The 24089-nt window shown below is 71.6% G+C and carries 13 protein-coding genes; 9 read left to right on the top strand and 4 right to left on the bottom strand.

Going from position 1 to position 24089, the window contains the following annotated elements:
- Nucleotides 1-131 precede the first annotated feature (131 nt).
- Nucleotides 132-920 carry an SAM-dependent methyltransferase gene (locus AB0D59_RS12980; protein ID WP_362564286.1) on the bottom strand — a complete coding sequence of 263 codons (789 nt, stop codon included), beginning with the start codon at nucleotides 918-920 and terminating at the stop codon, nucleotides 132-134.
- Nucleotides 921-1240: 320 nt separating this feature from the next.
- On the opposite strand from AB0D59_RS12980, the gene AB0D59_RS12975 reads away from it, so the two are divergent.
- Nucleotides 1241-2158 carry an aminoglycoside phosphotransferase family protein gene (locus AB0D59_RS12975; RefSeq protein ID WP_362564284.1) on the top strand — a complete coding sequence of 306 codons (918 nt, stop codon included), beginning with the start codon at nucleotides 1241-1243 and terminating at the stop codon, nucleotides 2156-2158.
- Between the two features lie 139 nt (nucleotides 2159-2297).
- Here AB0D59_RS12975 and AB0D59_RS12970 read toward each other — a convergent pair whose 3' ends face one another.
- Nucleotides 2298-3962, bottom strand: coding sequence for a phospholipid carrier-dependent glycosyltransferase (locus tag AB0D59_RS12970; protein WP_362564282.1), 1665 nt, complete (start codon nucleotides 3960-3962; stop codon nucleotides 2298-2300).
- A gap of 534 nt (nucleotides 3963-4496) precedes the next feature.
- Here AB0D59_RS12970 and AB0D59_RS12965 point away from each other — a divergent pair.
- From AB0D59_RS12965 to fxsT, 3 genes are all read left to right on the top strand, one after another.
- A complete protein-coding gene (locus tag AB0D59_RS12965; protein ID WP_362564280.1) occupies nucleotides 4497-6131 on the top strand; it encodes a hypothetical protein in 1635 nt (544 codons plus the stop codon).
- On the top strand, nucleotides 6112-7338 hold the full coding sequence (locus AB0D59_RS12960; RefSeq protein ID WP_362564278.1) for a MoxR family ATPase: 1227 nt from the start codon (nucleotides 6112-6114) through the stop codon (nucleotides 7336-7338). Before AB0D59_RS12965 ends, AB0D59_RS12960 begins: the two co-directional genes overlap by 20 nt.
- A 74-nt stretch (nucleotides 7339-7412) precedes the next feature.
- A complete protein-coding gene (fxsT, locus tag AB0D59_RS12955) occupies nucleotides 7413-11960 on the top strand; it encodes an FxSxx-COOH system tetratricopeptide repeat protein (protein WP_362564277.1) in 4548 nt (1515 codons plus the stop codon).
- On the opposite strand, the gene AB0D59_RS12950 is transcribed toward fxsT, so the two are convergent.
- A complete protein-coding gene (locus AB0D59_RS12950) occupies nucleotides 11957-13900 on the bottom strand; it encodes an HEXXH motif-containing putative peptide modification protein (protein WP_362564275.1) in 1944 nt (647 codons plus the stop codon). The genes fxsT and AB0D59_RS12950 overlap by 4 nt on opposite strands.
- A 769-nt stretch (nucleotides 13901-14669) precedes the next feature.
- Nucleotides 14670-15680 (bottom strand): cytochrome c oxidase assembly protein, encoded by a 1011-nt coding sequence (locus AB0D59_RS12945; RefSeq protein ID WP_362564274.1) that lies wholly within the window; start codon nucleotides 15678-15680, stop codon nucleotides 14670-14672.
- A gap of 288 nt (nucleotides 15681-15968) precedes the next feature.
- Between AB0D59_RS12945 and AB0D59_RS12940 the strand changes: the two genes are divergently transcribed.
- From AB0D59_RS12940 to AB0D59_RS12920, 5 genes are all read left to right on the top strand, one after another.
- A complete protein-coding gene (locus AB0D59_RS12940) occupies nucleotides 15969-16631 on the top strand; it encodes a hypothetical protein (protein ID WP_362564272.1) in 663 nt (220 codons plus the stop codon).
- A 669-nt stretch (nucleotides 16632-17300) separates the two neighbouring features.
- Nucleotides 17301-18275, top strand: a complete 975-nt coding sequence (pstC, locus tag AB0D59_RS12935; protein WP_362564271.1) for a phosphate ABC transporter permease subunit PstC — start codon at nucleotides 17301-17303, stop codon at nucleotides 18273-18275.
- Between the two features lie 2 nt (nucleotides 18276-18277).
- Nucleotides 18278-19795, top strand: coding sequence for a phosphate ABC transporter permease PstA (pstA, locus tag AB0D59_RS12930; protein WP_362564270.1), 1518 nt, complete (start codon nucleotides 18278-18280; stop codon nucleotides 19793-19795).
- A complete protein-coding gene (locus tag AB0D59_RS12925; RefSeq protein ID WP_362564268.1) occupies nucleotides 19795-21486 on the top strand; it encodes a phosphate ABC transporter substrate-binding protein PstS in 1692 nt (563 codons plus the stop codon). Before pstA ends, AB0D59_RS12925 begins: the two co-directional genes overlap by 1 nt.
- A complete protein-coding gene (locus tag AB0D59_RS12920; protein WP_362564267.1) occupies nucleotides 21483-24089 on the top strand; it encodes a hypothetical protein in 2607 nt (868 codons plus the stop codon). The genes AB0D59_RS12925 and AB0D59_RS12920 overlap by 4 nt, the downstream gene beginning before the upstream one ends.

The raw sequence follows: 24089 nt of genomic DNA, 5'->3' as shown, positions 1-24089 counted from the left end.
AGCCGACCACTGCCCCTACGTCCGGCCGAAGCCTGACCTTCGGCCGAAGCCTGACCTTCGGCCGAAGCCTGCCCTTCGGCCGAAGCGGGACCTTCGGCCGAAGCTGGACCTCCGGCCGACCTCGCGCTGGTTCAGCGGATGCGGGCCACGCCCGCGTAGATGCCGCTGCCCTCCGGCTCCGGGGCCGGGGTGGCGGCGAACCACTCCGTCGCCGTCACCAGGCCGGGTGACACGAGATCCATGCCGTCGAAGAACCGCTCCACTTCCGGGCGGGTGCGGAAGGCGAGCTGGATGCCGCCCTTGGCGTACTCGGCGACGACCTGTTCGACGAGGTCCGGGTAAAGGTCGGACGCGGCGTGCGACAGGATCAGATGGCTGCCCGACGGCAGCGTCTCGACCAGGGCGCGGACTATGTCGTGGGCGCCCTGCTCGTCGCTGATGAAGTGCATGAGCGCGATGAGCGACAGCGCGACCGGGCGGTCGAAATCCAGGACGTGCCGGGCGTGCCGGACGATCGCCTCCGGGTCGCGCACATCCGCCTGGATGTAGTCGGTCACCCCCTCGGGACGGCTGATCAGCAGCGCCTCCGCGTGCCGCAGGACGATCGGGTCGTTGTCGGTGTAGACGACCTTGGCCGACGGCACCACGTTCTGCACGATCTGGTGGAGATTCGGCTCGGTGGGAATTCCGGTGCCGATGTCCAGGAACTGATCGACGCCCTGCGTGGCGAGCCACGCGGCAGCGCGGTGCATGAACTGACGGTTCTGCCGGGCGGCGTCCCTCGCCTCGGCCGGCAGCTTCTCGCCGACCGCCTCGTCGACCGGGTAGTTGTCCTTGCCGCCGAGCAGCCAGTCATAGACCCGCGCAGGGTGTGCCCTGCTGGTGTCGACCGACTGAAACGGCTGAGGGGTGGTCGTCATGGCAACTCCATCGCGCCGATGAGGGGTGCTGAGGGGTACAGAGCGAGTTCGCGGTGATCGTACTCGGGCGTCTCATCTGGCTTGTACCGGGGGCGACTTGAGCAGCCTGGGGCGCGCACCCCGGGAGATCCCACGAGTTGCGACGAGTCCTGCGGCGCCGGATCGGAGCCGGGATTCGCTACCGGTACTGGTGGGGACGGCGGGTGGTCCGTCTCCAGACGGAGGGCGACCTCCACCCGCCCAGGTTTGCCGCACGGCGGCGGACACCTCCGAACCGTAGAAGGGCGGGGTCGGCCCGCGTGCTGCTAGCGTCGCCCCACATGGCCCTCGCCGAGATCGAGATCACCGCTGAGCTGGTCCGGGAGTTGTTGCGCGAGCAGCATCCCGATCTGGCCGATCGTCCTGTGCGGCTCGGTGCGTGCGGGTGGGACAACCAGTTGTGGCGGCTCGGTGACGACCTCGCCGTCCGGTTGCCGTGGGCGACACAGTCCGCCGACGACCTGCTGCGCAAGGAGTACGCCTGGCTGCCGGGTCTCGCCCCGCGTCTTCCCCTGCCGGTCCCGGTCCCGCAACGCCTCGGCGAGCCCTCCGCCCGGTTTCCGCGGCCCTGGATCGTCACCACCTGGGTGGCGGGTGCGCCCGCCGACCGCGCTCCCGTCACGCGCGGCGACGAGGCCGCCGACGTCCTGGCCGCGTTCCTGACGGCCCTTCACCGGCCCGCTCCCGACGGGGTGCCCGCCAGTCGTGACGGCAACGGGGGGCCGCTGGAGGCCCACACCGAGCAGTTCGTCGCGGGCCTCGCCTCGGCCACCGAGATGGGGCTGATCCCCGACCCGGACGCCGTCCGCGCCGTCTGGGAGGACGCCGTCGCCGCGCCCCCGTGGGCCGGTCCGGCGCGGTGGCTCCACGGCGACCTGCATCCCGCCAACGTCCTCACCGCGGACGGCACCTTCTGCGGCGTGATCGACTTCGGTGACCTCTGCGCGGGCGATCCGGCCCGCGACCTCGCCGCCCCCTGGGCGCTGCTCCCGGACGGCGCCGCCGACCGTTTCCTCGACGCCTACCGGCCGGCCCCGAACGCGGCGACCCTGCGCCGGGCCCGCGGCTGGGCCGTACGGCAGGCCCTCGGCGGGATCCTCGTCGGCGAGGCCGGCGTCCGCGGCCGCCCCGGCGGCAAGCCCAGCTGGGGTCCGCCGGCCCAGGCCGCCCTACGGCGACTCGTCGCGACGGCCCGCTGAGCGAGCCGGGCAACCGGGGCGCGGCAGCCGGCCGGAGCAGTCCCTTGGGGCGGGCGAGGGCTGCCGTGACGCCGCTGCGCCGGTGCCCCCGCTCTGGAGGCCGTCCGGGCCCACGTCGGCGCCGGCAACCGCACCGCCCTCAGACCCAGCTGTCGAGCCACATCCTGGCCTGCCAGCCGGAGTACGGGATGGTCTGCCCGGTGTAGATCGGGAAGAAGTAGACGAAGTTCCAGGCGATGAGCAGGACCAGCACGCCCGCGGCCACCGCGCCCGTCTGCCGGCGCCGCTTCGTCGCGCCCGGCGGCCCCAGTACGGCTCCGATCATCATCGCCACGGCCAGGCACAGGTACGGCACGAAGACGACCGCGTAGAAGGAGAAGACCGTACGGTCCTGGTACAGGAACCACGGCAGGTAGCCGGCGCCCACCGCGCACAGGATGGCGCCGGCCCGCCAGTCGCGGCGCAGTGCCCAGCGGTAGAGCAGATAGACCAGGGCGAAGCAGGCGGCCCACCACAGGACCGGGGTGCCCAGGGCGAGGACCGTACGGGAGCAGGCGGACGACGTGTGGCAGCCGTCCTCGCCGGGTTGCGGCGAGTCGTAGGAGAACAGCACGGGGCGGCCGAGGACCAGCCAACTCCATGGATTCGACTGGTACTTGTGGGGTGTGTGCAGCCCCGCGTTGAACTGGTACACCAGGTACTCGTAGTGCCAGAAGCTGCGCAGCGGGGCCGGGATCCACGACCAGGGGCCGCCCCGGCCGTCCGCCCAGTGGCGCCCCCAGCCGTCGTCGGACAGGAACCAGCCGGTCCAGGTCACCAGGTACGTCACGACGGCTACCGGCGCGAGGGAGAACAGCGACGGGCCGAGGTCCCTGCGCAGCACCGCCCGGTACGGGTGCCGGGCTCCGGCCACCCGGCGCGCGCCGACGTCCCACAGCAGGGTCAGGACCATGAAGAAGGCCAGGAAGCAGAGGCCGTTCCATTTGGTGGAGGCGTCCAGGCCCAGGAAGAGGCCGGCCGCGAGCCGCCAGGGCCGCCATCCCGTTCCCGCACGGTCACCGGTGTCGCCGTCGGGCCGTACCCGGCCGTCCGCGTCGGCCGGCAGCGCCGCCGCCAGCCGGGCCCGCGCCCGGTCCCGGTCGACGAGCAGGCAGCCGAAGGCCGCCAGGGCGAAGAACATCACGACCAGGTCCAGCAGCGCGGTACGGCTCATCACGACATGCAGGCCGTCCACCGCCAGCAGGGCGCCGGCCAGGCAGCCCAGGAAGGTGGACCGGAACAGGCGGCGCCCGATCCGGCAGAGCAGCAGCACGCTCAGCGTGCCCAGCAACGCCGTCATGAAGCGCCAGCCGAACGGGGTGAGGCCGAACAGCCCCTCGCCGAGGGCGATCACCCACTTGCCCGTCGGCGGGTGCGCGACGAAGGAACCCGCGTCGGAGAGCGGGATCACCTGCGGATGCGCGAGGATCTCCGGGTCGGCGATCTTGCGGTCCGGCCAGGTGCCCTCGTAGCCGAGGTGCAGCAGCGACCAGGCGTCCTTGGCGTAGTAGGTCTCGTCGAAGACGACCTCCCGCGGCCGGCCGAGCCGCCAGAACCGGATCGCCCCAGCCAGCACGGCGACCAGCACCGGCCCCAGCCACTCCGTCGCCCTCGCGACGCGGCTCGCCGACGCGGGCGCGAGCCCGACAAGCGCCCACAGACGGGGAGACGGCTCCGGAAACGGCGGGACAAGCCGTTTCCGGACATCGGAAGGGGCCTGCCCGGGAACCGCCCCCACGATCCTGCGAGCCCGGAGGCGTTCCATCGCGTCCATTCCGTCGAACAACTGAGTCACGTCAGTCGGACGCGTCTTCCCCGCGGGGATTGTAGTTCCGGGGGTCTCCGGCGTCACGGGCGCATCAGCCGTCATGGCGGAGCGGCGGCCAGGGCCGCGGAGCCGGATGCGCGCAGCGCGCATCCGGCTTCCTCTCACCGGACATGACCGGGCATCAGCGGGCATCACCGGGCGGCTCCTGCACGGCGACGACGCCGGATGGTTCACGAAAGCCCCGGCCGGTAAAACTCCGGGGTGCGCACGTCGGATGTGTCAAACGCGTGCGCTCCGTACGCTGGTTCATTCGTGGGGGCGTCCGTCGACGGCTTCGCGCGGGGGAAGGGACATGACAGTGGTCAAGGGGGACACGGCAGGACGCCCGGCCTTAGGGAGAGTGCGCGTCCTGTCACCGCAGGGAGTCGTCAGGGGCTCCGGGCTCCTGGTCCTGCCCGGCGTGGTGCCGACCGGCGTCCGGCGGGCCGTGCGGCTGCTCGACGGCGGTTCGCGGCCGGCAGGGGGCCGGTCATGACGGACGCCCAGGGCTCCTGGGGGCCGCCCAAGGTGCTGGTCGACGCGCTGGAAGCCATCTCGTGCTTCGAGGATCCGGCGATGCTGCACGAGTGCGCGCGCCATGTGGGCCGGGCACTGCGGATCAGGATCCAGCTGCCCGGCACCGGCCGCCCGCGCAACGCACTGCTGATCCTGCTCCGCGAGGTGATGCCGCACCCGGAGGGCCTGCAGGCGCTGGGCATCGTGGTCTCGGCGCTGGAAGGAGAGACCCGCCCGATGGCACGGCTGCGCGCCGCGATCGCGATCGCCGAGGTGCCGCTGTTCGACGGGAGCAGCTGGGAACGGCTGATGATCCTCCTCGGCGGCCTCGACGTGCTCGACATCGCACGGGTCTTCCGCGAGGCCGTAGGGGACCGCCCCGACGCCTTGCCCGCGCACTACCAGGAACCCTGGTCGGCGGTGCTGTACGCCGCGAATCTCAACGCACGCCCTGGCCGGCCGTTGCCCTGTGTCCTTCTCGTCGAGCACCTGGCGCGGTACGCGGAGGGACAGCAACGGCAGGACCTGCTGGACTGGGTCGCGGAGCACCGGGACCGACCCGAGGCGTATCCCGCCGACGCGGCCGGACCCGACGGGCCGTGGCCGGCCGCCGGCGGGGGCCAGGCTCCTCCGCCTGCCCGCTCCCACACGGAGTTCGGCCCTCCAGACCGCCCCGGTCCGGAGCCGTTGCCGTTGCCGCTGCCGCTGCCGGCGAACGGCACGGGGGACGGCGTGGGGGGCGGCGCGGAGACCGTCTGGGCACCGTCCACCTGGTTGCTGATCCGGCTGCGCCCGCTGTTCTACTCCGAGCACGAGGGCAGGCGGCAGCTGACCTACTGGTGGCGGAACGGCGGCGACCCGAACCCGTATCCGGTCAAGGGCGGCGATCTGGAGGTCGACGAGACCGACCTGCCCGAGCGGGTGAAGTCACTGGTGCACGAGGCCGAGACCGGATGGGCCTATCTGTGTCGCGAAGACATAGCACTGGAGTTCGTACTCTCCAAGGATCTGATGCACCTGGACGTCGAGAACTGGGCGAAGAAGGCGTTCGGCAAGGCCGAGGCCACCCTGGGGAAGGACCACCCGGTGGTGCTGCGCAGTCTCGAAAGAGTGGAAGGCAGAGCCACGCATGGACGCTGGCTCAAGCGCTGGGACGCCCTCAAACCCGATGGCCAGGGCCCCGTCCACTGGTTCCCCGACGAGCACCCCGACCGGCTGCTCTCCGAGCCGCACCCGGTGATGGCGGTCCTCAGCGAACCGCCGGGCGAGCAGGGCGGCACGGGCGCGGGGAGCGACGAGTTGGACGCCTCGCTCCGGGCCGGCGTGCCGATCGTGGTCTGGGACCGGCGTGGGGGAATCGACCCCGTCTTCCGCAGAGAGTTGCTAAAACTGGCCGAGGGCAAACGCATACACCGGTTACCTGACGAAGTCAGGTCGTTGCGCATTGCGGCCGGAGGCGAGGATCCTGCTATGAACGGCGTTTCATCGCTCGGCCGTTACGCGGCCGTGCTCTGGGACGACCCCTACCGCCTTCCGGGCGGGCGGGCCGAAGCGGCGGAGTCTTCCGCACAGGGGGGAGGGGAGGGACGAGATGCTGCCAGAGGACGGTGAGAGCGAGAGGACGCGTCCGGGCGAGGACGCACCGGTGCAAGGCGGCACGACGGCTCCGGACCCGAAGAGTGCCTTCGGGCCCGACGGCAGCACTGCGGGGCCGCACGGAGCGGACCACCGCTGGTGGTTCTACCACGGCACCGGTCAGCCCCGTTACGACGATGTCAGCGACCTGCTGCCCGAGCCGCCGCCCTGGCGCCGCTTCACGGGTGGCCCCCTCGTGCCTCCGCCCCCGTCGGACGACGAGGAGATCGAGCGTCGGCTGGGGCGGATCAGCGCGTTATCCACTGGTTCCGACCAGCTCAGGCGTGAAGTGGACATGGTGAACGCGGCCCTGGTGCTGCGTCGGCCGCTGCTGGTCACAGGACGTCCGGGAACCGGCAAGTCGTCACTCGCGTACCGGATCAGCAGGGAGCTGCGGCTGGGCCGGGTGCTGCGCTGGCACATCACCAGCCGTACCACCTTGCGCAGCGGCCTGTACGAGTACGACGCGATCGGCCGCGTCCAGGACTCGGCGGCCCGGCACACCCTCCACCCGGCGGGTGGCACCGCCGTCACCGGGGCGGAGCAGCAGGCCGAGGAACAGCTTCCCGGGATCGGCGACTACCTCCAACTCGGCCCACTGGGTACGGCGTTGCTGCCGTACGAGGTCCCGAGGGTGCTTCTGGTCGACGAGCTGGACAAGAGCGACCAGGATCTGGCCAACGACTTGCTGAGCGTGTTCGAAGAGGGGCAGTTCCGGATCCCCGAACTGGTGCGGGCCCGGCGGCAGCACCCCGAGGTGACCGTCGGGATCGACGACCCCGGCCGCGACGCCGAGATCGTCGAAGGCGTCGTCAAGTGCCGCGCCTTCCCCGTCGTGGTGATCACGTCCAACGGAGAGCGGGAGTTCCCGCCGGCCTTTCTGCGCCGGTGTCTGCGGCTGCAGATGCCGGATCCCGACCGGCCGCAACTCGTCGGCATGGTCGCGGCCCACCTGCAGCGGGCCGGGTCCGCGGCATCGGGGATCTCGGCGGCGGAGGGCCTGATCGACCAGTTCCTGCGCAGCAGCCGGGAACGCGGCGGCCTCGCCATCGACCAACTGCTCAACGCCGCGTTCGTGGCGACCTCGGGGCGCTTCTTGGGCGACGAGAGCGCGTTGGAGGACCTCGTGGACGCGTTGTGGCACCGGCTCGACGGGGCGGGGGCGGAATCGAGGACCGGATGACGGCGGCGTCCGCTGAGCCTCCGGCCCCCTCCGTATCAGCAGAGGGGGCATTCACCTCTGCCCCGGACCAGGACATGCCGGACTGGTCGGAACTGGCGGACGCCCTGTACCTGGCGGCGTATCAGGATGCCGCGGTGCCCCGGTTCGACGTGCCGGGGCGAGCCGCCCTGGAGCGCGGCGAGGGCCTACGGCAGGCCGGGCGCCGACGTGCCGAGCGGGTTCCGCCCAAAGGACAGGACACCCCGCCCAAGGGACAGGACACCCCACCCGAAGGACAGGACACCCGGCCCGAAGAGCAGGACGGTCCCGCACCTGACGCCCCCGCGGAAACCGGAGAACAGCGCCCGGCCGGTCCCCGCCCCGAGCTGGGCGCGCGCGTACCGGAAAGCCCGCTCCCGTCCCGTCCGCTGCACACCCTGCGCCGGCAGGCGGGGACGGATCCCGGGCCGTCGGGGTGGCCGGCGTCGCCCCAGCCGGCCGACGGCCTCGGGCTCGTCAGATCGCTGCGTCCGCTGCGCCTGACCCACCACTCGCCCTACGAGGTCGAACTGGACGAGGAGGCGACCGCCGAGCAGGCCGCCGCGGCAGGGGTGTGGACGCCGGTGTGCCGACCGGTGTCGGAACGCCGGCTGGATCTTTTACTGCTGGTGGACACGTGCCGCTCGATGGACCTGTGGGCCCCGGCGACGCGCCGGCTCGCCGAACTGATGGAGCACACGGCGGCGTTCCGCACCGTGCGGACGGTCCCCTGGGACCTCGCCGCCGGTACGCCGACCGGCCTGCCGGCGGCCGAGGTCCACTCCGACGGCCGGCAGCTGCTGCTGGCCGTCACGGACGGCGGCCACAGCGTCTGGCGGACCGGCCGTGCGGCCTCGGTGCTGAACCGGCTGGGCCGGTCCTCCCCCGTCGCCGTACTGAGCCTGCTCCCACAGCAGTTGTGGGACCTCACGCTGCCCACGGTCACCCGCACCCGGTTACAGGCCCCGTCACCCGCCGTCCCCAACCGGGCCTACGACGCCGACTGGAAGCGCCCGGGCACGGACCCTCTGGACCCGCGGTCACCCACGGCCGGCGGACCCGGCCGGGACAACGCGATCCCGGTGCCCGTCCTCGAACTGCGGCCGAACGCGCTGGACCGCTGGGCCCGTCTGGTGGCCGCGGCAAGCGGCGACGAAGGGCACACCCTGGCGACCCTGTGGACCGCCCCCGACGGGGATCTGCGGTCCGCGGTGGTCGGCCCGACGACCGGGGAACTGGCCGACCCGGTGACCGAGCCTCTCGGCGGTGAGGCGGACGAGGCGCGCCCCGCCGAGTCCTCCGTGGAGCTGCGGGCGAAACGCGCTGCCACCGCCGTGCGGCGCTTTCGGGCAATGGCCTCCCCCGCCGCCTACACCCTTGCGCAGCGGCTCGCGGCGGCCGCGCTCAGTCTCCCCGTCATGCGGCTGCTCCAGGAGCTGCAGCCCGGGTCCGAGCCCTGGAACCTCTCCGAGATCATGCTGCTGGGCCTGGTGCGCCGCGTCGACGACACCCCCGAGGCCGAGGCCGTCCATCGCGTGTCGTACGACTTCCCGGAGGGGGTACGGGAGGAACTCCTGGCCCTCGGCTCCCGCTCCGAGACGCTGCGCGCGATGCGCCAGGTCCGCCGGTATGTCGGGCCGAGGCTGGAGGCGCTCTGGGGTGAGGGCGGGGACGCGCTCGTGGCGCCGGAGGGAGATCCCCCGGACCCGCCGATGACGGAACAGACCCGTCCGTTCGTGGCCCATCTGTACACCGCGTTGTGCTCGGTCTCGGGGCCCTATCTCGCGCGAGCCAACCAGCTTGGCCGTCTGTTGCAGCGCAGCGAGCCCGGGCCGGCCGGGCAACCCGCGCCCCCTGCCGCCCAAGCCGCACCGGATCAAATAAAAGGATCAGGCTACAGACACTCCGAAATGCGGTCAAACTTGAATATACCCCCCGAGGGCGCGCTAGATTACGGGCCTACGCCTCAGCCCGCGGAACCAACGAACATCCGGCCCCTCGCGGGGACTTCACCAGCAGCGCCACCGCCCATCGGTGTTTTGCCCGTACCCAACGCCCCGCGACAAGGAGGCAAAACCGTGTCCCCCGGCTCCCTCGCTGCCTCCGGTGCACAGCCCCCGAACTCCCCGCCCCGCCTCTGGGGCAACGTCCCCCAACGCAACCGGAACTTCACGGGGCGGGAGGCGTTGCTCGACCGGCTGCGGGAGCGGTTGCGCGGTGGCGTCGCCGCGGTCCTGCCCGAGGCCCTGCACGGCATGGGCGGGGTGGGCAAGTCCCAGATCGCCATCGAGTACCTCTACCGGCACAACCGGGAATACCGGCTGGTCTGGTGGATCCCGGCGGAACAGGAAAGCCAGATCGTCCAGTCGCTGATCGAACTGGGCGAGCAGATGGGCCTGGAAGCCGGCTCGGACGTGGGCGCGGTGCCGACCGTGCTGAATGCCCTGCGTGAGGGTCACCCGTACACCGAATGGCTACTGGTGTTCGATAATGCGGAAGATCCCCGCACAGTACGCAAATACTTCCCGAGCAACGGACCAGGCAGCATCGTCGTGACATCTCGCAACTCCCACTGGTCCACCGACTTCAGCTCCCTGGAAGTCGACGTCTTCACCCGTGAGGAGAGCGTGGCCCTGCTGCGTCGCCGCAGCGAGAACCTGCCCGACGACGCCGTGGACCATCTGGCCGCCGCGCTCGGCGACCTGCCTCTGGCGGTGGAGCAGGCGGCGGTCTGGCTGGCCGAGACGGGCATGCCGGTGCAGCAGTACCTGGAGGTGTACGAGCGCAACTTCACGGAGTTGATGCAGTCGGACCCTCCGAGCGACTACAACCGGTCGGTGGCGGCGGCATGGAACGTGTCCCTGGAGCGGCTGCGCGAGAGCCGGCCGGACGCTTTGCAGTTGCTCCAGGTCTGCGCGTTCTTCGCTCCCGAGCCGATCGACTGGGATCTCTTCTCGGCGGTGCGCGGTATCTCGGTTCCTCCGGAGTTGCAGTCCACACTGGACGATCCGGTCAGACTGGGCCGCGCCGTGCGAGAGATCGGGCGGTACGCCCTGGCCCGCATCGACCACCGTCAGAACACGGTCCTCATGCACCGGCTGGTACAGCGGGTGCTCATCGAGCAGATGAACCCGCAGGAGCAGGAGTCGATGCGGCACGCCGCGCATCAGCTCCTGGCCCACGCGGATCCGCGGAACCCACAGCGATCCGTCTACTGGCCTCGGTACTCGTCGCTGCTCAGCCACCTGAGGGCGTCCGACGCGGTGCGGTGCAAGGACGGCTGGACACGTCGGCTGGTCCTGAACGAGGTGCGGTTCCTGCGGGCGCGCGGCGACCACGAGGGATCCCTCGCCCTGGGCGAGCAGGCAGCGGCCATCTGGCGCGCGGACCTGAGCGAGGATCACGAGGAGATCCTCGCCATCGACCAGCAGATCGCCGAGACGCTGCGCGAGCAGGAGACCGACCTGCAGCGCGCTTACAGGCTGCAGTCCAACCTCGTGGAGCGGTACCGCAGGGCCCTGGGCGAGGGACACGAGAACACCCTGCGCGCCCAGAGCTACATGGCCATCCACCACCGTACCCGGGGGAAGTTCGAAGAGGCCCGGGAGATGGACCAGCGGGTCTTCGAGACCAGCGCTCGGGAGTTCGGCAGGGACGACCCGGCGACCCTCCTCGCCGCGCACAACTACGCCGTGAGCCTCCGGCTGGCCGGCAACGCCGAGGACGCCCTGAACCTCGACTACGACACCTGGCAGCGCCGGATCGAGGTGCTCGGCGAGGACCACATCAACACGCTGGGCACGCGGGAGGCCTACCTCCTCGACCTGCAGGAGGTCGGTCGCTACGAGGAGGCCAACGAGGGGTACGAGGCGCTGGCCGCGGAAGTCACCGCAAGCCTCGGCGAACAGCACCGGTTCGTGGCGCTGGTGAACCGCAACCGGTGCGTCACACTGCGCAAGATGGGCGACCACCAGGGCGCCTACGCGCTGTCCAGCAAGTACCTGGAACTGACCGACGAAACCCTCGGCGCCACCAGCCGCCAGTATCTGCTGATCGCGGTCAGCCACGCCAACGACCTCCGGCAGGTCGGCAAGCTCCAGGAATCGCGCGCCCTGAGCGACAGAATGCTCGAAATGCACCGCGAGAAGTACGGCCGGGAACATCCCCACAGCTACGCCATCGCCATGAACCTCGCGGTGACACTGCGTCTGCTGGGAGAGCCCGAAGCCGCGTTGGAACTGGACACGGAATCGGTCGAGGGCCTCACCCTCGAACTCTCTTCCGGGCACCCCCGCACCCTGCTCGCCCGTATGAACCTGGCCAGCGACTACTTCGCTCTGGGGCGCATCGAAGAGGCGCACGATCTCGACGACGCCGTGGCGGAGGAGTCGAGGCGACCGCGTGAGAACCACCCGACGAACCTGGCCGTGGGACTCAACCTGAGCCATGACCTGAAGGCGTTGCGCCGGGCCGAGGAGAGCGAGCGTCTGTACGCCAGGACGCTGGAGCAGTACCGCGAACGCCTGGGCCCCTCCCACCCGGCCACACTCGACGCCGAAAGGGGGCTGCGGGCCAACGGAGACATCGACCTGCTCTCCCTCTAGGAGCCGGCCCCGCCCAGCCACTGGGCGAGTTCGGCGGGGGCGGGCACGTCTCCTCCGGCCGCGGCGACCGCCCGGCGGACACCGGCTACCGCCTCGGGACGGTCCAGCAGCAGAGCGGCACCTGTCCCCCTGGCATGCTCGGGTTGCGCCAGCACCGCGCCGATCCATGCCTCGGGGTCCCCGGGGTCCTGCGCCGCCCACTCCGCGTACGCGGCCGCGGCCCGCTCGGTGTCTCCCGCGACGGCGGCGTAGCCGGCCCTGAGCGCGGGCTCTCCGTCCCTGTCCTCCCGTAGCCGCCGACGGTCGAAGGTGTCCGGCGCGGAGAGCCGGACCCTGGCCAGCGGTCCGTAGGTGTCGAGACGGATCAGGTCGGGGCGCGGACGCAGTTCTGCGGGCGGCAGGGCCGGAGCAGCGGCTCCGGCCATCCAGGCTTCGGCCAAACGATTCGTCACCGGAGCGGGAACCTCCAGGTGCCGCGCGCGCCACACCGCACGCCGCAACGTGCAGTAATCGCGGGCCAGTGCGGCCGGCCCGGCGGCCACTTCGTCGTCCTGCCAGGTGGCGACCAGGTCCGCGATCTCGCCGACGAACAGTTCACCTGCCCCCGTCAGGTTCTCGCCGGGCAGCAGCGCCGTCACCGCCTCCTGCAACTGCTCCCGCAGCACGGCGAACTCGAAGTCCGCGCGTCGGGCCTCCGGGCCCGTCACGTGCCTGCGATGTGCGTGCCAGAACCGCCCGACACCGGCGAACGCGAACAATCCGTGGATAAGGCCGTGCACCGGCCTGGGATCACTGCGCCACGGCGCGTAGTAGAGCCGCTGCGCCTTCGGCTCGCCGCCGTCCTCGCCCCCCTCCCCTTCCTTCTCCTCCCCCTCCCCCTCCCCTTCCTTCTCCTTCTCCTTCTCCTTCTCGGGGGCGTGGACCAGGGACACCAGGCCGAGCAGGGCGTTGAGCTGTTGATGGCGGGACTCGTGGACGAGGACGGCCGCCGTCTGGGTCTCGTCGGAGGGCAGGGACAGGGTGACCGCGCCGAAGGCGTCCAGCGAGGAGGCACTGGCCACCAGCGCTCCCCGCGCGCCTCGGAACGAGCGCGGCACGAGGGCCCGCACCAAGGTCCTGAGCGCGACGGCCTCCGCCGGGCACTCCCGGTCCAGCAGGGCGTACGCGCCGGCCAGCCGGGCCTCCCAGACGCGCAGCCGCTCATCGCCCGAGCGGTCGGGCGACCGCGGGTAGCGCGTGAAGTCCCGGTAGGGACTCACCGTGTCCAGCCACGGCCCCGGTCCCGCGGCGCCGTCCCCGGTGGGCGCGAAGCCGCGCACCGCCCGCAACGGACGCCAGCCCGGCGCCTCGGAGGCGAGGAGGCGGGAAGCCGGCAGCCGTACCTCTGCCAGTTCCCCGACCGCGACGGCGCCCTTCCGGTCCACCCGGATCTCGGCCTCGGACCACCGGCGGCGTGCCACCGGACCCGCCATTCCCGCGCCGGGGAGCCAGATCATGCCCCGGTGTGCGGGCACCCGCAGCACACCGGGAACCCCGGCGCGCAGGGCAGCCGCCGCGGCCAGCGCATGGAACTGGCCGAGATCGGCCCAGAGCGGGGCGGCGGACGCCGGACCCTCGGCGGTGCCGCCCACGCGGCGGAGCAGGCGCAGTGCCCACGCCATGACGGTGGGATCCGCGAGGACGGCTTCCACCGCTTCCGGAGACCGCTCCTCGGCCGTGCACAGCAGGCTCCAGGCGGTCCGGCCCGACAGGACGCCGGCGTGCCGGCCGCGCCGCACCGCCTTGTCGTCGTGTTCCAGCAAAGCACGCAGCACCAGGAGGAGTTGGCTGCGCTGAGCGGCACCCAACAGGCGGAGGTCCGCCTCGCTCGCACGGCCCGCCGCTATGTCCCGGAGCGAGTCCCGAGACACCCGGTGGACGTCCAACGGCCCAGCGGTCACCGCCCGCACTCGTCCGGACGCCTGCCCCGGGCGAATCTCATCTCGTCGCTCTGGCTGTCTCCCACCAGCGTTCCGAAGGCCAGGGCCGCCTTGACGTTCATCTCCCTCAACGCGCGTCGCAGGGCAGGATCGTCACTCGATTGCAGCTCCGCCAGAGAGAGCCCAGACAGATCTAGAAGGTCGGAACGGAAGTCCTTCGCAGGGTCTGCCATACGTGGTTCCCCCCTGACATGGTGTTTGGCGGCTCTGGGCGCGCTTCCATGGTGGCTGCAATGCCCCTGCAGTGGAAGACGGCCGCAGGTCATCCACCGTGCGGCCCGAACGGGTGCGCGGCAGGCAGGCGAGGGGGGAGCAACATGAGGAGGTCACTGTGGTTTCCGGCGGTGAACGGTGACGGATTCCTGGTCGGGGAGGTGACCGATGACGGGCCGGGGGAGCCAAGGTCTCCAAGTCAGGGGGTGAGGGACGCCTCAAGGTGACCGTGGCATGGCGCCGGCACGGTACCTGCGGACGGGACGGTCGCCCCCGTCGGTCACCGAGGCGAACGGGGCTTCGCCTCGCGTTCAGAACAGGCCATTGTCGTGCGGCGGTTGCGGGGGGAGCCGGGGGAGCCGGGGGGACGGCGTCCCGGACGACCGGATCCCGGGTGCGTCCCGGACGACCGGATCCCGGGTGCGTCCCGGACCGACCCGGTCCCCGGTGCGTCCCGGACCGACCGGACCCCGGCTGCCTCCCGCTCCGCGCGCGAGCCGGCCGTACGCGGAGCCGGTCACTGGTCGCCGTGCTGGCGGCGGATTCTCGCGGCCACCTCGTTCTTCTCCGTCTCCCACCAGGGGCGGACCCGTTCGGCGGACGGGGCGGTAGTGGTGGGGACCCGGGCGGGGGCGGCGGAGGCTTCGGCGGCCTGGGCGGCGGAGGCCTCGGCGGCCTGCTGTCGGTCCAGATGGCGGTCGAGCGCCGCCGTCTGCACCCGTTCCGCCCGCGCCCACTGGAACAGGATCGTCAGCAGGAACGGCAACGCGACCAGCTCGGCGATGCTCAGCATCGCGCCGCCGCCGATCTGCTGGTCGTGCCGGACGTCCGGGGACCAGGACGGGTGGTGGTGCAGGTACCAGGCACCGGCGATCAGCGTGCCGTGCGTCATGACGACCACGCCCGGGATCGCGTCGATCACCCCGTCCAGGAAGACCAGGGCCGCCCGGACCGGGTGGGTGCACCAGGCCGGGAGGGTCTCCTCCCGGGTCAGCACCGGTACGACGAACAGGCATCCCGCCACCAGCAGGTGCAGGTACATCAGCTCGTGCAGCCAGCCCACCCGCAACGCGGTGGCGAAGTAGGGGGTGAAGTAGACGGTCAGCTCGGTGGTGAGCACCAGCGCCGTGCTGACCAGGGGGAAGGTCAAAAGACGGACCAGGCGGCCGGTCATCGTGCGGCGGAGCCGTGCCGCCGCGGGCTCCGGCAGGGCCTCCACCGCGAGCCGGAGCGGGTCGCCCAGCGCCAGGCCCAGGGGCCCGACGAGGTCGAGCAGGATGTTCTGGACGGCGGCCGGCCAGAACAGCGCGTGGTCGTAGACGGCGAGGGCCGACATCGTCGCCACCACCAGCGCACCCAGGCCCAGGACCGTGAAGGCGGCGGTACGGGCCGGCGACCAGGGTTCGCCCTTCGCGCGTACCCGCAGCACGCCCCAGCCGTACAGCCCGCCCAGGGCCACGACCAGCAGCAGCGCCGGCACATCCGGTTGCCACGACGTCAGCAGCCGGCCCACGGTCAGCTCGGCCATCCCGCTCACCCTCCTCGGGTCCTTCGGTCCGGGACGAAACGGGTCAGGTCAGACCCACTGCGCGACGCTATACCCGGCCCGTCCGGGCCGGGTATCGGGGTTGCGTGTGACCCGCCTGGCGCGATGCCCCGCGTCACAGTTCTGTGCCGGGCAGAGGCGGTCCTTGTTCACTTTCACCGGACCGTGCTTAGGGTGATCACCGCGGTTACGGATCTTGACCGGGTCCGGCTCCGCAGGAACTTGGTTTACGCACTGGGGGGCGTCTTCATCATGGGGGAACGATCTGTCATGCCTCGGCGTGTGCCGGCGCGGCCCGTCGCCGCGGTCCTGGCCGCCGTCGGGATCGTCGCCGGAGTGCTGGTCGGCGGACCGGGGCTGGAGTCGGTGCCGGGGTGCGGGACGTCGGGGGACCTCTATCCGTCGGGGACCGCGCGGGACTGGGTGTCGTACGCCGATCACGTCGTCGTCGCCAGCCCGATCCGGGAGCAGGAGACCAACCGGCGGACCTACCGCAAGGGGGCGGTCGCGTACGCGATGGACCGGCTGGTGAGCTTCCGGACCGGCAGCAGGCTGTGGTCCCGCAGCTCACCCCGGCACGCCATCGGGTCGGACTTCGACATGGTCGCCCCGGGCTGGGAGGTCTACCGGTCCAGCGGCACCCGCGTGGCGCAGCCGGCCACCGACGCGCCCCGGCTCCAGGTCGGCCACACCTATCTGCTCGCCCTGCGCTGGCGCGAGGGCGGCTGGGTGGTCCTCGGCGAGGGCGGGGCCGTGCCCTTCGACGACCATACCGGCGACCAGGGCGAGTGGTGCGGACGGGTGCTGAGCAAGGAGGACGTCGCCGAGGGGGAACGATTCTCCCGGCACGACGACCACAGCCTGGAGAAGGCGGTACTCGGCCAGAACGAGCAGGCCGTCAAGCGCATCCTCGACAACGCCGAGCACGACTGAGGCCGGCCACGACTGAGCCGTACCCCGCCCCAGCCCGAACCGGCCCGCCACCAACCGGCTCCGCCCCACCCGCCACCCAACCGGCTCCACCCGGCAACCACCCAACCGGCTCCGCCCGGCCCGCCACTGAGTCAGCTGCGCCCGGCCCGCGGGTGAACCATCCGGCCGGGCCCACGGCCGAACCGCCCCCGCCCGGCCCATGACCGAACCGGCGCGCCCGACTCCTGGCTCAACTCCCTCCCCCGCCCGTGCCCGGATTCCCCGTCCGGAACGGTCGCTCGACTCCCCGACGTGGCACTCGACTTAACTTTCCCGTCACCCGGCCGCAGCCCCGGCCCCCGGCCGCGCTCGCCCCGCTCGCACGCCCTTCGCACCCGTTCACCGGCGCCTTCACTCCACCCACGCCCGCCCTCGCCGCCGCACACCGCCTCGTCGGCCGCGTCCCGCCTGCCCCTCCAGCACAGGGACACCCACATCTCCCCCACTGAAATGGCATGAACAGTTCACCAGTCCTCCACATTCGACGCGCTGGAGCGCAAGGAACCGGCCATTGACTCTCCCCGCGCGGCACCCCATTTCGGGGCCGTGTGGGGAGAATCGTTTTCGTATAGGGGGGGCACAGTGGTGTCCGCACTCGAGGATTCCGCCGGGGCGGAATCCGAAAGACCCGTGCCCAGGCGGCTGTCCGCCGCCCGGGGGCTCGGGGACCGGATGTTCCGGTACCAGTTGACGGCCACGGGTGGCATCGTCCTCGCCATCATGGCCGCCGTAGGGCTGTTCCTGCTGCTCCGGTCCGGGCAGGCGCTGCGGGCGAGAGGCGTCTGGGCCTTCCTCACGACCGCCGAATGGCAGCCGGACGTGCACAGGTTCGGCATCGCGGCCGTGCTCACCGGCACACTGCTCATCGCCGCCGTCGCCGTCACCATCAGCGTGCCGCTGGCCATCGGCACCGCCCTGTTCATCTCGGACGTGGCGCCCCGGCCCCTGCGCCGCACGCTCGTCACGATGGTGGACCTGATGGCCGCCGTGCCCTCCGTGGTCTACGGCCTGTGGGGGCTGTTCTTCCTCCAGGAGCATGTGATCGGGCTCTCCCGCTGGCTGTCGGACTGGTTCGGGTGGATCCCGTTCCTGCACGTCGACGGAACCCAGCCGGGCGAACCCCTGGCCTCCCAGAGCGTCTACACCGCCTCCACCTTCGTCGCCGGGATCGTCGTCGCCCTGATGGTCGCGCCGATCCAGTGCTCGGTGATGCGCGAGGTGTTCGCCCAGGCACCGGCCGGTGAACGCGAGGGCGCCTACGCGCTCGGCGCCACCCGGTGGGGCATGATCCGCGCGGTCGTACTGCCGTACGGCATGGGCGGGATCATCGGCGGCACCATGCTGGGCCTGGGCCGGGCGCTCGGCGAGACCATCGCGGTCTACCTGATCATCTCCCCGGTATTCGTGATCCAGCCGCACATCCTGCAGACCGGTTCGAACTCGGTCTCCTCCCTCATCGCCCTGCACTACGGCGATGCCTCCACCTTCGGCATGTCGGCGCTGATGGCCGCGGGCCTGGCGCTGTTCCTGCTCACCCTGGCGGTCAACTTCACCGCCTCCTCGATCGTGGCGCGGTCACGGTCCGGCGCGCAGAGCGAGGCGTGACGATGACCGTCGTAGACCTTGAGATGAACGTTCCGCAGGACGCCCCCCGGGACGTGCCCGCGGACGGCACCCCGAACGACACCGTCGCCGAACTTCCCGACGTACCGCGCCGGATCGGCGGGCTGACCCGCTCCGGGGTGCTGTCGCTGTTCGGCGCCGCCGCCTCCGGGCTGTGCACCGCCGTCCTGCTCTTCGGCGAACTCGCCCCTTTCTCCGGGGGATTGGGCTTCTTCGTCACCGCATACCTTTCATTCCTGGGTATCTACGCGGTGTTGACAGGCCTTGAGGAGGACGGGCAGGCGGTACGGGACCGGGTGATGACCGTCGTCCTGTGGACCGCGGGCGGACTGATGTTCCTCGCGCTCGCGATGGTCGTCGGCTTCACCGCGTGGCGCGGCCGGGAGGCCCTGCCGCACGGCAACTTCTTCACCCAGGACATGCAGGCGGCGGGCCCGCTCGACCCGCTGACCCACGGCGGCATCGCGCACGCCATGCTCGGCACGCTCATCATGATCACCATCGCGCTGGCGATCACGGTCCCGCTGGGCCTGGCCTGCGCGGTGTACCTCAACCAGATCCACGGCCGCTTCTCACGGTTCGTCCGGACGATCGTCGAGGCGATGACCGCGCTGCCGTCGATCGTGGCCGGCCTGATGGTGTACGCGGTCTGGATCCTCGGTCTCGGCATGCAGAAGTCGGGTCTGGCGGCGGGCTTCGCGATCAGCGTGATGATGCTGCCGATCGTGATCCGCGCGGCGGACGTGGTGCTGCGCCTGGTGCCGGGCAACCTGACGGAGGCGTCCGAGGCCCTCGGCGCCCCGCGCTGGCGGACGGTCTGGCACGTGGTCCTGCCGACGGCTCGCTCCGGTCTCGCCACCGCCGTCATCCTCGGCACGGCCCGCGGCATCGGCGAGACCTCCCCGGTCCTGCTGACGGCGGGCTTCACGGCGGCGCTCAACGCCGACCCGACAAGCGGCCCGATGGTCTCCCTCCCCCTCGCCGTCTTCAACTTCGTCAAGTCCCCGGAGCCGACGATGATCGCCCGCGGCTTCGGCTCGGCGGCGGTCCTGATGGCCCTGGTCCTGGTCCTCTTCGCGATCGCCCGGGTGATCGGCGGCCGCGGCCCCGGCCACCAGAACAAGCGCCAGGCGAGAAGAGCGGCCAGGGCGTCCCGCCGGGATGCCACGAGGTTCGCCGAACTCCACACGCCGGGACTGGAGTTGTTCGAGACCGTGGACAGCGAAAACTCCGGCGAGAGCAACAGACTTCTTGGGGGCGTGGGGAACGGCGCGGCCAGCCACGACGCGCCCGCACCCGACAACGACGGCCAGGCCCCCGAAGCCGCACCCGCACCCGCACCCGCCGGCGGCGAACAGGCCCCCCCGACCGGCGCCCCGGCAACGCAGCCCGCACCCGCCGACGGCGATTCCGCCCCGCACGGGCCACCCGCACCCGACGACGAAACCCGCACGGGTGGTGCGGGTGGGAACGAAGACCTCGCAACAGGAGACAGCCACTGATGTCCAGCCCTGTCATCAACGCCCTCCGACGGCTGGGCATCCTGGCCGCACTGCTCGGCATCATCGGCACCCTCGCCGGTACGCCGGCGTCCGCCGACAGCTACACCCCCATCGCCGGCGCCGGTTCCACCTGGGCCGAGAACGCCGTCGACGAATGGCGTCGCGCCGTCAACCAGTACGGCATGCGGATCAGCTACGCCGGCACCGGTTCATCGGACGGCCGCCGCCAGTTCCTCTCCGGCACCGTCGACTTCGCCGTCTCCGACATCCCGTTCCAGACGAACCCCACCGACGGCAGCGCGGCCGAGCGCCCGGCCTCCGGGTCGTACGCCTACATGCCGATCGTGGCCGGCGGCACCGTCTTCATGTACCACCTCACCGTCAACGGCAGGCGGGTCACCAACCTCCGCCTCTCCGGCGACGTGGTCACCAAGATCTTCACCGGGGTCATCAAGACCTGGGACGACCCGGTGATCAAGGCCGACAACCCCGGCCTCCAGCTGCCGCACCGCACCATCGTCCCGGTGGTCCGCTCGGACGGCTCCGGCTCCACCGCCCAGTTCACGATGTGGATGGCGAACCAGCACAGGTCGCTGTGGAACGCGTACTGCGCGAAGGTCGGCCGGTCCGGGTCCTGCGGCCAGACCTCGTACTACCCCACCGTCTCCGGCATGATCGCCCAGTCCGGTGACCTCGGTGTCGCCGGTTACGTCGCCCAGAACTACGGCGAGGGCGCGATCGGGTACGTCAACTACTCGTACGCACTCAACGCGCACTACCCGGTCGCCAAGGTCCTGAACCACGCGGGCTACTACACCGAGCCCACTCCGCAGAACGTGGCGGTCTCGCTCCTCAAGGCGAAGATCAACACCAACAAGAGCTCGGCGGACTACCTCACCCAGCAGCTCGACGGCGTCTACAACGACTCCGACAAGCGCAACTACCCGCTCTCCAGCTACTCGTACATGATCCTGCCGCTGAAGGTGCAGGGCACCTTCACCAAGGTCAAGGGCAAGACCCTCGGCGCCTTCTCCTACTACTTCATGTGCCAGGGACAGCAACAGGCCCCGAAGCTCGGCTACTCGCCGCTCCCGATCAACCTCGTGCAGGCGGGGTTCGACCAGATCCGCCGGATCCCGGGTGTGCAGGCACAGAACATCAACATCAAGAACTGCAACAACCCGACCTTCACGGCCAGCGGCCAGAACCGGCTCGCCCAGACCGCACCCTACCCCGCCACCTGTGACAAGAAGGGCGCCGCGCCCTGCACCACGGGCACCGGCGGCAGCAAGGCCGGCACCGGCAACAACGGCGGCGGGACCTCGGGCGGCAGCGGCGGCAGCGGCTCCGGCGGCGCGACCGGCACCGGCGCCGACAGCGGCGGCTCCGCAGGGGGCAGCAGCGCCACGCCCTCCGTGGACCCCGACACCGGCCAGACCATCTCCCCGGACGGCGCCGGATCCGGCGGCACCGCCTCGTCCGGCGGTACGACCGCCGACGGCACCGTCGCCCTCGCCCAGCCGGTCGCCGTGGCCACCGCGCACGGCTGGACCGCCACCCAGACGCTGATGCTGCTGGCCGCGGTCCTGGTCCTCGGCCTCCTCCTGCTGCCCTCGCTGGTCTCCCGGCTGGTCGGCAGCAAGGCCAATGGCAACGGCACCAGCCGGTCCGAAGACGGGAGTTCGCGATGAGACGCACCCGCATACGCAACGCGCTGATACGGCTCCTCGCGGGCGCCACGGTCGGCGCCCTCGCCGGACTCGCGATCGCCCAGACCGCCCCCACCGCCACCGCGGCCACCGGCCCCGCCGTGAGCGTCGCCGGGCGCGGCGAGTTCAAGGACATGAAGTTCACGGTCTCCCAGACCACCCACCTCACCAGCCAGGCCGTCACGGTCAGCTGGTCCGGCGGCGTCCCGACCACCTTCGCGGGCACGCAGTTCAACACGGACTTCGTGCAGATCATGCAGTGCTGGGGCGACGACGACGGGACGGTCCCGTCGAACCCCGGTCCCTCCCGCACCCAGTGCCAGTACGGCGCCTCGCCGACCACGGACCGCGGCAGCTGGCCCGGCAACGACTACGACGACACCCGCCGGGTCTTCTACAGCGCCGACCCCACCAATTACGGCCAGGACGACCGCTTCGGCGCCGGCAACCCCAACGCCCCCGGTGAGGTCCCCTTCAAGCCGGTCAGCGGCGACACCGTCACCAACAACACCCAGAACAACCCCTACTTCAACCACAACACCACCAACGAGGTCGACTTCGCCCGCACCGGCGCCGACGGCACCGGGCAGGAGTTCTTCGAGGTCCAGACCGCCAACGAGGCGCCGCATCTGGGCTGTGGAGTGCCCGTGACGGTCGACGGCGCCACCAAGCCGCGCAGTTGCTGGCTGGTGATCGTCCCGCAGGGCCATCTCGACCTCGACGGCAAGCCGTACGCCGACCAGAGCCAGGTCAACGCGGGCTCCCCGGTCTCCTCCACCAACTGGAAGAACCGGGTCGCCGTCAAGCTGGACTTCAACAGCGTGGGCACCAACTGCGCCCTGGGCGCCGACGAGCGCCCCACCGCCGGCAGCGAGCTCGCCGCCGACGCCATGACCAGCTGGCAGGCCGCCCTGTGCGCGACCGGCAAGGTCTACGGCTACACGGAGATGGGCGAACCCGACGCCCGCACCCGGCTCGGCAACGACGGTTCCTTCGGCCTCGCCTTCACCACCCGCGCGCTCGGCGCCGACCTGGGCACGACCCCGCCCTCGGGTACGACGTCGTACGCGCCGGTCGCGCTCTCGGGAACCGTCATCGCCTTCACGATCGAACGAAGACCCAGGTCCGACGCTCCCGAGTCGGAGAACAAACTCGCGGGGACCAAGGTCGAGTCGATCGACATCACCCCGCGTCTGGCCGCCAAGCTGCTCACCGAGTCGTATCGCAACTCCACCTGGCAGGCAGTGATCAACGGCACCGCCGCCAAGGGGTACGGCTGGACGAAGAACAACCCGGCCGGTCTCGCCACCGACCCCGAGTTCATCGCGCTGAACCCGGAGTTCGCCCATCTGTCGGTCGCCGAGACCCCCGCCACCGACACCGACCTGCTGACCTCGCTCGGCCACTCCGACTCGGCCCGCGCGCTGTGGCAGTGGATCGTGTCCGACAAGGACGCCCGGCAGTTCCTCGCCGGTGTCCCGGACGACTGGGGCATGCGGATCAACCCGTACTACTCCACCAACACGGACCTGAATCCGACCGGCCTCGCCTTCGACCCGTCCCAGACGGACGACTACCCGAAGAGCGATCCCTGGTGCACCATCCCGTCCGGCAGCGGCGCCACCCTGAAGCAGTGCATGATCGACTTCCATCCGTACGTCGACGACATGCACGCCGGCGCGCTGCACACCCGCCGCGCCGACGGCCTGTGGAAGTCGACCTGGGACCCGCTGGCCAGCCCGCCCGCCTACAAGAGCCCCGGCCCGCAGACCGTGGGTTCCCGGTTCCTCATCACCGTCACCGACGCGGCCTCCGCCACCCGGTACGGTCTCCAGACCGCCCGCCTGCGCAACGCGGCAGGAAAGTTCGCCGGACCGACGGAAACCGCCCTGACGTCCGCCGCAGCGAGCGCCTCCGGCAAGGGACTCGCCGAGATCACCCCGTCCGGGGCGACGGCCAAGGGTGCCTACCCGCTGGCCCAGCTGGTCTACGCGGCGGTCCGCCCCGGCAAGGTGAGCAAGGCCGCCCGCCAGGACTACGCCTACCTGCTCAAGTACGCGGCGGGCAACGGCCAGATCACCGGCGCCGACCCGGGCCGGCTGCCCGTCGGCTACGCCCCCCTGCCGCAGAAGCTGCGCACCCAGACCGGCAAGGCGGCCGACGCACTGCTCCACTACACCGGCCCGAGCCCCGCCGGCGACGGCGGCCCCGCGGACGGCGGCGGCACCGACACAAGTGGCGGCGGGCCCTCCGGCGCCGACGGCCGCGACGGCGGCACGACCGGCGGCGCCGGCACGGGCACACCGGCCGGCGGTTCCTCCGCCTCCCCCAGCCCCAAGGCGTCGTTCGACGGCGGCGAGGCGCTGGAGACCACCGCGGCCGGCAACACTCCGGCCGACCCGGCCAACCCGCTGCGGTACGCCGTCCCGGTCGGGGCCGCGCTCGGCGCGGTCGCCGGAGCCGGGGCGCCCTTCGCGGGCGGTGGCCGGCTCAGGCTGCCGCTGCGCGTCCCGCTGCCCGGCGGCCGCACGGTGACGGTCCTTCCCGAACTTCCGCAGCGACTGCGGAGGCTGCTGCGGCCCTGA

The sequence above is a fragment of the Streptomyces sp. NPDC048417 genome (genome assembly GCF_040651615.1).
Taxonomy (GTDB): domain Bacteria; phylum Actinomycetota; class Actinomycetes; order Streptomycetales; family Streptomycetaceae; genus Streptomyces.
Note: the sequence above shows the minus strand (reverse complement) of the source record. Positions and strands in the feature narration are given on the sequence as shown.

Coding starts and splice junctions, on each gene's coding strand:
- AB0D59_RS12980 (WP_362564286.1), bottom strand. CDS start 920: ATGACGACCACCCCTCAGCCGTTTCAGTCGGTCGACACCAGCAGGGCA.
- AB0D59_RS12975 (WP_362564284.1), top strand. CDS start 1,241: ATGGCCCTCGCCGAGATCGAGATCACCGCTGAGCTGGTCCGGGAGTTG.
- AB0D59_RS12970 (WP_362564282.1), bottom strand. CDS start 3,962: ATGGAACGCCTCCGGGCTCGCAGGATCGTGGGGGCGGTTCCCGGGCAG.
- AB0D59_RS12965 (WP_362564280.1), top strand. CDS start 4,497: ATGACGGACGCCCAGGGCTCCTGGGGGCCGCCCAAGGTGCTGGTCGAC.
- AB0D59_RS12960 (WP_362564278.1), top strand. CDS start 6,112: ATGCTGCCAGAGGACGGTGAGAGCGAGAGGACGCGTCCGGGCGAGGAC.
- fxsT (WP_362564277.1), top strand. CDS start 7,413: ATGCCGGACTGGTCGGAACTGGCGGACGCCCTGTACCTGGCGGCGTAT.
- AB0D59_RS12945 (WP_362564274.1), bottom strand. CDS start 15,680: ATGGCCGAGCTGACCGTGGGCCGGCTGCTGACGTCGTGGCAACCGGAT.
- AB0D59_RS12940 (WP_362564272.1), top strand. CDS start 15,969: ATGCCTCGGCGTGTGCCGGCGCGGCCCGTCGCCGCGGTCCTGGCCGCC.
- pstA (WP_362564270.1), top strand. CDS start 18,278: ATGACCGTCGTAGACCTTGAGATGAACGTTCCGCAGGACGCCCCCCGG.
- AB0D59_RS12925 (WP_362564268.1), top strand. CDS start 19,795: ATGTCCAGCCCTGTCATCAACGCCCTCCGACGGCTGGGCATCCTGGCC.
- AB0D59_RS12920 (WP_362564267.1), top strand. CDS start 21,483: ATGAGACGCACCCGCATACGCAACGCGCTGATACGGCTCCTCGCGGGC.